Here is an 11,943-nt window from a genome sequence, read left to right as displayed (position 1 = left end):
CATGAATATGAAAATTTAACTTCTTAGCGTTTTCTTACCCTTACCTAAAAATATAAAAATGAAGTGACAGAAAAATTATAAACATATGAAAATAAGAATCATATTATTGCTGATAAGCTTGATGTATTTTTCCGGCTGTACGGATCTTGATGTACCTCCTCCCAATGTCATTGGCGACGAAACACTCATGACGAGCGAATCCGGGATGGACGTTTATGTAGCCGGAATGTACAGTAAAATGCCGTTTGAGGATTTTAAATACATGGCGCAGTGGGGAGTTGAATTCAATTCGTGGCTGGGAGCATTAGGTATTGAAGGCACCGGTGAAGCGTTGAACCGGGATGGAATAAGCTCGGCTTTTACGGGAGAAAGAACACCCTATTGGTCAAATGCTTTTGCTTTGCTACGGGATGCCAATTACCTGTTGGAAAAATTGCCTGAATTTGCAAGCACCTACCCTGAGGTTACTTTCAATCATTATTTGGGAGAAGCTTATTTTGTGCGGGCGACTGTCTTTTCCGCTATGGCACGACGTTTTGGAGGCGTACCGCTGGTAACGGGTGTCCTCCGCTATCCTGCCGGAGAGGAAACGTTGGAAATCCCCCGGTCATCCGAGGAAGAGACATGGGACCAGGTGCTGGCAGACTACGACAGGGCGATTGAGTTGCTTCAGCCTGCCAGTCCAAAAAGTGGGTATTCAAACAAATACGTGGCGCTGTCATTCAAATCGGAGGCAATGCTCTATGCAGGCAGTGTAGCAAAATATAATGAAACCGTACCGGGACGGCTCAGCGGAACCGGTTTGAAAACAGGTGTGCGTGTAATTGGTTTCTCCGAGGAGACTGCCCAAGCGGCATCGGTAAGGTATTTCAAAGAGGCTTATTTGGCCGCCAATGAAGTGATCTCAAGCGGTCAGTACGCTCTCTATAAGAGAAGGTGGGCAGCTAATGACCCTGAAGCCCAATACCAAAACATGGTAGATATGTTCAGTGATCCTACCAGTCCTGAGAATATTTATGTGAAACAGTACAGTTTTCCAGTAGCTACTCACGGGTATGATGCCTACAGTGCTCCGTTTATATTCAAAGCGCCACTGGCAGCCGGCACCTGCCCTACGCTGGATTTCTTGGAGTTGTTTGAAGGTTTTGACCGCTATCCGGATGGCACGATTAAGGTTACTACAGGGGCTACCAACACAGAAGGTGATTACCTGATGTATGATTCGCCGATGGATTTTTTCCAAGATGCCGAGCCGCGCTTACGTGCTTATGTGATCTTCCCAGGGGATGTGTTCAAAAATACGGAAATAGAAATCCGTGCGGGGGTATATACCGGATCTGAACCCATTCGCCCTCTGTTCAATGATTATTCTTACGCAACAGCAGAAACACGATATCAGCACTTACCCATTTACACTCAAGCTCCCAAACGTCTTTTTCTTAGTGCAAGAGAAGGAGGGAGTCAGGAATTAGTCCCTTTCCGAGGCGGACAGATCACTGCTGCAGGTGCCAATGGTCCCTTCTTCGATAATGGGGAAAGCACACTTACCGGAATGTATGGGCGAAAATGGCTCAACCCTGATCCTTCTTTTGAAGCTGGGGAGGGTAGGTCATCGCAGCATTTTATACTTATGCGTTATGCGGATGTGTTGCTTAATGCAGCGGAGGCAGCAGTAGAGCTTTCTTTGGTAGGTGAGGCTTCTCCCGATGGATCTGATATGCTACAGATTGCCACTGCCGCAATAAATGAAATTCGGGAAAGAGCTGGAGCAACGTTGCTATCCGGTGGGATTTCTCCGGATATAGACGGGCGGAATACTGTTCGAAAAGAACGCCGAAAGGAACTTGCCCTAGAGCATAAGACAAAATGGGATCTACGCAGATGGAGGGTTCAGCACTACGAAGAAAGAGATGGATTCTGGGGTGAGCAAAGGGATAAGGAGGATTTCAGTATGAATTCCAGATACAGATTTCGTGGTCTATATCCATTTTTGTCTGCCGAAAGTGGGAAGTACTTCTTCGATGCGCGCTTCCAGTGGGTGAGTTTGAAGACATTCGAGTACAATATAATCGACTATTATTTTGCCATTCCCGGAGGAGAAGTTTCTAAGAGTCCGGTAATAGATCAGCAACCCAACCGATAAGAAATTATCACTAACCAAGATCCATAGAAGATGAAGAATATATCAATCTACCTAGCAATATGCGCACTGTTTTCATTTAGCTCTTGCGGAATGTTTGAACTGGACAATTACGACCTGCCGGATGAGACGCTTCAAGGAGAAGTGGTGGATAGTGAAACAGGTGAGCCAATACTTACAGATCAGGGAAGTGAGGGCATACGTGTCCGGCTCACTGAACTGAGTTGGGGTGATAATGTGGTTCCAAATCCAGACTTCTTTAGCATGCCCGATGGTACATTTCAGAATACAAAACTGTTTCCGGGGACATATAACGTACGTATTGATGGGCCTTTTATTCCTTTAATCCGCGAAGATGACCGCGGTGTTCCATTAGCAGACGAAACGCAGACAGTAGATATCCAGGGTGTATCCCATGTCAGGTTCGAGGTTCAGCCTTTCTTACTTGTGGAGTGGGTAAAAGAGCCTGAGGTGATCAACGGTAAGGTAAAAGCGCAGGTACGTGTCACCCGTGGGGTATCTGAAGAAGAGTTTCGTTCCCAGATTGAACCTATGGGTGGATATAGCAACAGCTTTACCAATGTTACAGATATACAATTGTTTGTAAGCTATTCTTCCACTGTGGGCTATCGTGCACGTGACGAGCGATGGTCCAGTCAGATGGAGTTTTCAGGTTCTTCATTCAACTCGAGGCTGGGAGAGACGATTACCATAGAATCCAACGGAACCATCCCCGAAGGAAGGATGGTCTTTGTCCGGGCAGCTGCACGGATCAACTACGATACCCCTAGAGGCAGCGGTACAAGACGATGGAATTATAATGAGCCTCGCCAAGTATTGGTTTACTAACGATCTGTAAAGTTTAAAGCTATTTCTACTGGAGTGGCTTTAAACTTTTACCTCTACAGAAGAAAGAAATCCTTTCAGAACAGTAGGTGTGATTTGGGTTGCAGATATGCTTAAAGGCTTTGGGTACCCCCGTTTATTTGTGAAGGGTTTAATTCATTTACCTAAGAATTTTTATATCCATTCTCCATGCGAAAATCAATCTTATTATATTTTCTAACAGCTCTTTTTTTTCAAGGGTGTTCTATATCCCGGCAAAAAGCGGATCAGTCAACAGAAAGGCTAGGAGAGAAAACCGCCTTTCAAACTTCAAACCCTTGGAAACCCGTAACAGATGTCAGGGCAGATGTTGCGATTGTGTATAGCGTGAAAGACCATCATAAGCAGGGGGATTTGACTTTTGAGGAACGTGTACAGACTTGGCGTGATAGAGGATACACCACGCATTTTATGAGCGGGATCGCCTGGGGGGAATATCAGGATTATTTTACCGGAGAATGGGATGGGGAATGGCATCTCGATGAAGGACAGGTAACCCAACAGGGGGATACCTTATGGCACGGACACATGGTGCCTTACATCGTTCCTTCCAACAATTTCATAAAGTACATGAAGGAAAAGGTGATCAAACGGGTGATCGATGCCGGGATTGATGCCATTTATCTGGAAGAACCTGAATTCTGGGCAAGAACAGGTTATAGCGAAGCTTTTAAAAGAGAATGGAAAGAATATTACGGCTTTGACTGGAGACCTCAGCATGAATCCCCTGAAAATACCTACTTGTCAAACAAATTGAAATATCATCTTTACTATAGAGCTGTAGAGGAATGCTTTTCCTATGCTAAAGAATATGGCAAAAGTAAGGGAATGGACGTACGTTGTTACGTTCCTACCCACTCGCTTGTTAATTATTCCCAGTGGATGATCGTAAGTCCAGAGGCAAGTCTGGCATCCTTACCGAGTGTGGATGGCTACATCGCACAGGTCTGGACAGGAACTTCCCGCGAGCCCAATTATTTTAATGGACAGGAGAAAGAGAGGGTATTTGAAACTGCTTTTCTGGAATACGGCTCCATGGAGTCCATGACTGCACCAACTGGGAAAAAAATGTATTTTCTTACCGACCCGATAGAAGACTGGCCTCGGGATTGGGCTGATTACAAGAAGAATTACCATGCTACTTTTGCCGCCCAACTACTCTATCCCATGATAGCCGACTATGAAGTGATGCCATGGCCTGACAGGATTTACGAAGGAACCTATCGTACAAGCGCCGACAGTGATCAGAAGGAGAAGATTCCCCGCTTTTATTCCACCCAGATGCAAGTCATGATCAATACGCTGAACGACATGCCCTTATCTGATAACAAAGTAAGTGGATCGCATGGGATAGGAATTCTTATGTCCAATTCACTTATGTTCCAACGATTCCCTATCCATCAGGGGTATGATGATCCTCAGTTGTCAAATTTCTATGGACAAGCTTTGCCCTTGCTAAAGCGAGGCGTTCCTGTGAAGACAGTTCATATAGAAAATGTCTCTTTTGATCAGACGTTGAAGGATATAAAAATTCTGATTATGTCTTATTCCAATATGAAACCCATGAATAAGGAGTCGCACGGATACATCGCTGAGTGGGTAAAAAAAGGGGGCATTATAGTATATAGTGGAAGAGACGATGATCCCTTTCAAACCGTGCAAGAATGGTGGAACACGGATGGTAATAATTTCAAAGCCCCATCGGAAGATTTGTTTCAAAAGCTTGGTCTGAATGCACCGTTTGATGCAGGAGAATATGCCTACGGAAAAGGCAAAGTCGTGATTTTGCGCAGCGATCCGAAAGAGTTCGTGCTGGAAGTGAGTGGCGATACAGAATTTGTCAATACGATCAAGAAATTATACGAAGTAGAAGGCAGCGCCGGGAAGCTGGAACTCAAAAACCACTTCTCTCTTACCAGAGGACCTTATGAAATTATTTCTGTAGTCAATGAAAACTCTGATCAGTCTCCTTATATCCTCAAGGGAAAACTGATTGATTTATTTAATCCTGAAATACCCGTTCTGGACGAAAAACAGGTGAATCCCGGAGAACAGGCATTTCTATTCAATATAGGAAGTGTAGAAAATAAGCAAAGGCCACAGGTTTTGGTCTCGGCAGCAAGGATTTACGAAGAAGAAAGAACAACTAATTCGTATGCCTTCGTGGCCAAAAGCCCTTTGAACACGACCAATGTGATGAGAGTACTTTTGCCTAAGGAAGCCGGAGAAATAGAGCTGAAGGATGCCGATGGTAATCCCGTGGAATCAACTACTTCATGGGACGAATCGAGTAAAACCTGTTTCCTAAGTTTCGAAAATAATCCCGAAGGCGTTCATATAGAATTGAGTTGGTGATATTTAAAGATGCAGAACGATTGGCGTAACCTTCTGTAAACTTAGGTTGGAGAGACTATGAATTGACCAGACTCATGAAAGTATGGGGATAATCGTTCCCCGTTACTTTCTTATATTCAAGAGCAAACGCCCGGTATTTGATTTTGGCCTCTTCATGGGCTTTTAGTTTTTGCATCGCTTTAATTTCGCAAGCTAAGGCCAATTCGTTTAGTGGATCAATATTGAATATAGCTTCTGCAAGGGAAATAGTCGTATGATACAATCCTGCCTCAAAGCTCTTTTCAATTTCAACCAAGAGTATGGGCTCAAGTTTCGCTTCCGCCTCTTCTTTAAACTCATCAAATAAATAATCATCAGCCAGATAGAGGAATTTACCGCGGCCTACTATTTCAGCAAATTCATCTCTGAATACATCCATTTCATGTGTGGAGGCAAGTTCCAAGCACCTACTGTAATCGCAATAGGCTTCTTCGTGGAGGATTATTTTGTAGTAGCCTTTTTCATGGATTAATTCTATGCCATCAAGTTCACTTAAGGTTTTCCGCAGATTGTTTATAGTAACCCCTCTTGAGTTTTTTACTTTATCAGCGGGTCTATCCGGCCACAATAAATTGCTCAGGTGCTGGGAGGTGATGCCATCTTCAGAGGTGCTATATTGTAATATCAGGCAAAATACCTGTTTCAGCTGAGTGCTGAACATATAGGTGATATCCCTGTTTTTCCTGTCCCTCACCGTGAAAGTGCCAAAAAGATAGATGGAATTGGGACGGGTTTTCCTTTCTATTCTTGGAACGGCTACGATTCCCTTATTGATTTCCTCTACAATAGGATTGTCGATTGGTTTTTGTTTTTGGAGCAAAAGGTATCCAATAGCAATCGCTGATCCGCTCAAAAGAAGAATTATCACCAACAGATTGTTGCTTTTATCCACCGGAAAATCTGAAAGCTCGGCTGCTGTAATGGCTGGAAATGCCAGAGAATAAATATTTAGTTCAGAGGAAATGTCATCTTCAAATTCCTGAACGACGGCGTACAGATTGTTAAGCCCTGAATCAAAATACAGGTTGGCATTTGTAGTGATCTTATCGGATATAATCGGAATTGAATCTCCAAGTATTTCATAATTGCCATCCTTTAGGGAAAACCTATACAGTTTGAGCGTGGATTGAGAGAAATGTTCAGGATAGCACAGTGTGAATAAAGTTGAATCGTTGAGGGTGAACATCCCTCTTACCGGAACAATGTTGTCTTTTCCCCAAGGAATTTCCCAGCGTTTGGTAATCTGATTGCTGTTTAAATCAACCTGATATAGATCGTAGTAATATTTTCTCCCGACAGCTTGCTCACCGGATTCATTGCCCATACCCCCAAAAACGTACAGTGAGCTTTTCTTTTCTTCATAGCCCAAGGAGGAAAAGTACCGAGGGGATAAAAAATCCCCGGAGAAGTCTTCAAGGGCGATCCATTCTCTTGTAGCTAAATCGAAAGAAAAGAAACTCTTACTGTACTTCATGTTCCCAAAACCTCCGAATATGGTGTATTCTGAAGCAGCGTTGTTTAGATAGGAGCTGTGATGGTGGAGCTGGGTTGGAAGTTGTTCGTAGCTTTCAACAGTCCATTCGAATGTGTCAAGATCGAGACTTGCTACTGTGGGACCATCGTAGGGAGTGTCGTAATACACCTCGTAGGTATATAATTTATTTCGTGTCGTATCTATGAAATTGGTGCCCAAAACTAGCTTTACAGGACATTTTTGTTTGAAGATTTCAATTCTCTTATCACCCGATCTCACATTATATATATGGATGGAGTCTCTGTTAAAATAGTATAGTTCTTTTCTTTGGGAGTTATAGCCTGCGCCTGCTATAGCTTGGGATTTAAAGGAAGTTTGGTGGTTCCAGTGGTAAGCATAATTTTTGAGCCAGTCAGGATTTACAACCTTTCCTACTGGATTGCCATTCATGTCGTGGACGATGTTCCCTTCGTTTTCCAACAAAGGGAAGCTGTAAGTTTCCTTACTTTCTACAGAAAGATCTTTAATGGCGAAAGATGGTACGTCTATTACATGATCACTTTTGCCGAATAGAATAACAGGAGAGTACGTCGCTTCAAACTTTTGATTTTTAGCCGAAAAACTTTGGTTGTTTATAGTCAGGTTTATAGAATTGCCGGTGAGATCGAATGAGATCCTCATGTTAAACCATTGCGTATTGAGCAATTCATCCCTATTCATCTGTGCCACTATCAGATTGTCTTTTCCTTCTTCGTTGAATTTAAAGATGAGATTGTCCCCTTGGCCGTCGTAGAAGAGATTAAAAATCCTGTCACTTTTCCTATTTTTGATACGGACGATATAGCCAATTTCCGTCGCGGGATACAGGGATAGATTACACTCTATAGAGAATTGTTCCGAAAATTCTATGGCTCTATCCCCCAAGACGTTGTAGGATGTGCGTTGGTTTATTGCTTCCTCACTTCCATGGAATTTTAATCCTCCCGGCAAAGGTGACTGAGTAGGCATATAGCCAAAAATCAGCGATATAAGGCAATATATATGTGTAAATAGAGGCATGGATTAGGTAATAAAAAATAACCTTCGGCCTACAAAGATGAATTTATTCACCGAAGTCTCCATATAAATGGCCTGCGTAGCGTTGGATGAAAGTAGCTTGGTTACCTTTTGCATAAAGCCCATGGCAGTCTTGTACTACAGGGGAGCTCATCCTGCCATTTCGGTTCACGGAAATATTGCTTGTAATTCAGGTAGGATTGGAATCGCTCACCACAATCCAAGGCACATTGTTCTGCTAGAATATTCATTTTTTTGGGTTTTTGACTGACTAAATATAGGAATTCAGTATTGACAGGCAAATAGAAGAAAATAAGATTGCTTGTTCTTTCTTGTTGAGCTAAAAACGCCAGAATATCCACGTTTTGGGTTTTTGGCAGTGGTGGTTACGAAATAAAGATAAATCACCAAAGGTGAATTGAATATTTTCTTTATGCTGGTGCAGCAGTTGGGGTGGGAATCGGAGATTGATACTTTAACTCGAAAGGGGTGGATTTTAAGAGGTGATAGGGAATAGCAACCCCGAAGGGCGTTGAACTATTGAGATGAAATATCAAATTCCAAAAAATAGAAAAGTGACTGTCTCATAATCAGATTTTCTTGTCAGGCTGAGTAGCTTACCTCGCCTTGGCGGGAAGTCGAAGCCTTTTATGTGCTAATTAGGCCCATTTCGACTTTCATGCCTTCGGCAGACTGGCTGCTCAATGTGACAATTATGAGTTATGAGACAGCCTTCTTAGATCGACGCTCATTCTACTTCTAGAGTGGAGGGTTCGCTACATGGGACCTCCAACCTTCCAACTTCCTAACTTCCCTCTTCCTACAACCTTATCGCTCTGGCAATCACCTTCGCCATGATGCCCAAGCCTTCGGTATTCGGATGTACACCATCAGGGAGTAAGTCAGTTTTATTCATCAATGGCGTATATAAATCCACCAGCTCAGAACCTGAGGATATAGCGATATCCATGATCATCATCCGCTGCTCATTATTCATCACTTCGGGAGTGATCCCGAAATTTTCACGGGTCACTGGTACCGGCATGATCACGTAGACTTTTCCGTCCGCAGGCATGGTTTTTCTGAATTCAGCAATCATATCCAGATAGTCCTGTCTGAATTCCGAAGCATATTGCCAGTTTTGAGGTTTGGAATCATTGGTCCCCAACATGATGACCAAGATGTCTGCTCCGAAATCCTTCACTTCCTGAAACTGTGGTTCATTCCAATACGGGTAATCTCCTTTTTTGAGTAACGTTCTACCACTTACTCCGAAATTCCCCACTTTATAGGCATCGCCAAGTATTGCCTGCATCTGCAGCGGCCAGCTGTCAGGATTGTCTCTGCCCGGGCCTTGGGTGATGCTGTTGCCTACACAGGCTATTTTAATAGGAGCCTGCGCAAAAGAAATGCTGGCAAAGGCAAGAAAAGTGACTAAAAGTAAATTGAATTTTTTCATGTGTTTAGGGTTATTGAATTGAGAATTATAAGTACCAAGGGGCCTCGGGCTTCGCTCGGCCACCGTATTTTAAGCTGTTAATGGGAGGAGTGGAAGGAGGCGGCGAAGCCGCCTCCTTCCACTCCTCCAACGTTTCGTTTTAGATTTCGGACCCCGAGCAAAGTCGAGGGGAAACAGTTTTTAGAATAATATTTAGGTGCGGACAAGTTTACGAATTCTTTTCAAGACAATTGGCCGGTAAAATACCAATTATAGCTAACATCCGAGTACCAACTAGGCACTTTTGCCTATTCCCCCTATCTTTAATCCGTGCAGTTTCTCTTCAAATTCTATCAGCGCATTACTTGGCTTTCCATTGATGTGGTCCTCGGGGCTATGGCTGGGATGCTTTTTTTTGCTAGGGCACTGAGAGTTGAACTGGATTGGCAGGAATATGTCCTGCTTGGGATGGCAGTTTGGTGTATTTATACCGCAGATCACTTGATGGATGCCGGAAAGTTGACCTCAGCTCCTAGACAGGATAGGCATCATTTTCACCTTATTTATAGGACACCATTGCTGATGGGACTGTGCCTGGTTGGATTCATTGGCTTATTTTGGGCGATACAGTTTTTTGGGTTTTCCGGAGAATTGTTCTTCGGTACCGGATTGGGAGTACTTATTCTTGCAATAATGCTTGCCGTCAGGAAGTTTGGGGCACTACAAGTTCGATTGAAAGAACTTAGCTCAGCGGTTTTTTATGTAATAGGAATCTCTTGGCTTCCTTGGTATGAAACACCTGAAATAGACTACACCTGGACAGTTTTTGGACTGACAATTCTCTATATGGGATTGGCCTATTTGAATCTAATCATGCTATCCAGCTTGGACACTAAATCAGACGAGGAAGCTGGGTTCGTTTCAATCGCCACCAAAATACCCCAAGAAAAACTTCTCACAAACATTCGAAATTTGTCGATTAGTTTGATTCTGTGCTCTCTTTTGGGATTGCTTCTGGTTAACTCTTTCTATAGAATCTATCCTGGGTTACTGGTGATTATGCTGCTTGTACACTTCCTGTGCTTTTTTAAAACCAACTTAAGCGCTGAACAAGTAAGAATGCGGATGGAAGTAGCTTTCCTGATTCCTGCTATTTTGCTATTGATCTAGACAAATGCACTATGTCCGGTTATTGCCCGGCCTACGATGAGTGAATTAATCTCTTTGGTGCCTTCGTAGCTATAGACTGCCTCAGCATCTGCCACAAATCTCGCGATGTCATGACGCAGCAAAATGCCATTTCCTCCAAAAAGCTCCCTAGAATGATCGACAATTGAGCGCATTCTCAAGGTGCAAAATACCTTGGCAAGTGAAGCGTGCTCATCCTTTAGAATATCATCATCCTGCATCTCTGAAAGTCTGAAAACCATCGTCTGCATGGCTGTCAAGTCCCCAAGCATAGTAACTAAGAGGTCCTGAACCAGTTGGAAGGACGCTATAGGTCTTCCGAATTGCTTGCGTTCGTTGGTATAGGCTAATGCTAACTCATAAGCTCCTCTGGCACATCCTACGGCTTGCCATGCTACACCCGCCCTAGTCATCCTTAGTACTTTCGACGTGTCACGGAATGAATTTGCTTCCTGTAATCTATCTGCTTCCGGCACTTCACAATTGGTCAGCGTAATCAAAGCATTCTGAACTGTTCTCAACGCCATTTTATCTTCCAGTTTTTCTGCCAAGAATCCCGGGTTACCTTTTCTTACAATAAACCCTTTCACCTGCTGATCATCGAGGTCGCGAGCCCAGATGATGGTCATATCTGAGAAGGTGGCGTTTCCTATCCATTTTTTTTGCCCATTGAGCACCCAAGCATCGCCTTCTCTTTTACAGGTAGTGGTCAATCCTCCGGCTACACCTGATCCCACTTCAGGTTCTGTCAAACCAAATGCACCTATTTTCTCCAGTTTTTGCATAGACGGCAGCCATTCCAGTTTCTGTTCTTCGGAGCCGCATAAGTAAATAGAGCCCATGGCCAAGCCGCTTTGTACACCAAAAAAAGTAGAGATTGAGGTATCAATTCTCGCCATTTCCATGGCTATAAACCCTTCCAATAAGGCAGAATGATCAGGGCAGCCATAGCCTTGATAGGTGAGCCCTGCTATATCCAGTTCAGCCATTTTCGGGATGATCTGCATAGGGAACTCCCCTCTATTCCAGTAATCATTTGCAATAGGTTTGATCTCCCGCTCCATAAATTCCCGCACACGCAGCTGGATCTCCCGCTCATGATGGGGAAGGGTTTTGCCCAACTCATAGAAATCACCGTTGATCGGTGGAATTACCTTGGGTTTGCTGCCTCCTTTGAGCATCCCCATCATTTTAGAAAGGTCTTCTTCGCTCATCTTCGAGACCAAGCCAACCATCTTGGAGAGATCTACTTTTTGGGAAAGCTTGGAAATCTGATCGAGATCGACACTGGATAAAAGTTGACGGAGTCCGCCGATGGTTTTAAATAGATTCTTCATGAAAAGGTATTTTTGGGATTAGTTCATTTCT

7 protein-coding genes are annotated in these 11,943 nt (G+C 43.6%); 4 read left to right on the top strand and 3 right to left on the bottom strand.

Annotated features, from left to right (window positions below):
- Positions 1-85: 85 nt before the first annotated feature.
- The 3 genes from J2X69_RS17220 to J2X69_RS17210 all read left to right on the top strand — a co-directional run bounded on the left by J2X69_RS17220 (position 86) and on the right by J2X69_RS17210 (position 5,380).
- Positions 86-2,143: a RagB/SusD family nutrient uptake outer membrane protein gene (locus tag J2X69_RS17220; RefSeq protein ID WP_310106055.1), complete on the top strand. Its 2,058-nt coding sequence runs from the start codon at positions 86-88 to the stop codon at positions 2,141-2,143.
- Positions 2,144-2,173: 30 nt separating this feature from the next.
- Positions 2,174-2,989: a DUF3823 domain-containing protein gene (locus J2X69_RS17215; protein WP_310106054.1), complete on the top strand. Its 816-nt coding sequence runs from the start codon at positions 2,174-2,176 to the stop codon at positions 2,987-2,989.
- Between the two features lie 186 nt (positions 2,990-3,175).
- The gene (locus tag J2X69_RS17210; RefSeq protein ID WP_310106051.1) at positions 3,176-5,380 is read left to right on the top strand and encodes a hypothetical protein; all 2,205 of its coding nucleotides are present in this window, start codon (positions 3,176-3,178) and stop codon (positions 5,378-5,380) included.
- 55 nt (positions 5,381-5,435) lie between these two features.
- On the opposite strand, the gene J2X69_RS17205 is transcribed toward J2X69_RS17210, so the two are convergent.
- Together J2X69_RS17205 and J2X69_RS17200 are read right to left on the bottom strand one after the other, a co-directional pair.
- Entirely contained in the window at positions 5,436-7,952 is a 2,517-nt protein-coding gene (locus J2X69_RS17205) for a DNA-binding transcriptional activator (protein ID WP_310106048.1), read from the bottom strand.
- An 817-nt stretch (positions 7,953-8,769) separates the two neighbouring features.
- Entirely contained in the window at positions 8,770-9,408 is a 639-nt protein-coding gene (locus tag J2X69_RS17200) for a GDSL-type esterase/lipase family protein (protein WP_310106045.1), read from the bottom strand.
- A gap of 309 nt (positions 9,409-9,717) precedes the next feature.
- On the opposite strand from J2X69_RS17200, the gene J2X69_RS17195 reads away from it, so the two are divergent.
- A complete protein-coding gene (locus tag J2X69_RS17195) occupies positions 9,718-10,557 on the top strand; it encodes a hypothetical protein (protein ID WP_310106043.1) in 840 nt (279 codons plus the stop codon).
- On the opposite strand, the gene J2X69_RS17190 is transcribed toward J2X69_RS17195, so the two are convergent.
- Positions 10,554-11,912 (bottom strand): acyl-CoA dehydrogenase family protein, encoded by a 1,359-nt coding sequence (locus tag J2X69_RS17190; protein WP_310106041.1) that lies wholly within the window; start codon positions 11,910-11,912, stop codon positions 10,554-10,556. The genes J2X69_RS17195 and J2X69_RS17190 overlap by 4 nt on opposite strands.
- Between the last annotated feature and the right edge of the window lie 31 nt (positions 11,913-11,943).

The sequence above is a fragment of the Algoriphagus sp. 4150 genome (assembly GCF_031457395.1).
Lineage (GTDB): Bacteria > Bacteroidota > Bacteroidia > Cytophagales > Cyclobacteriaceae > Algoriphagus.
This window is presented reverse-complemented; position numbering and strand designations above follow the sequence as displayed.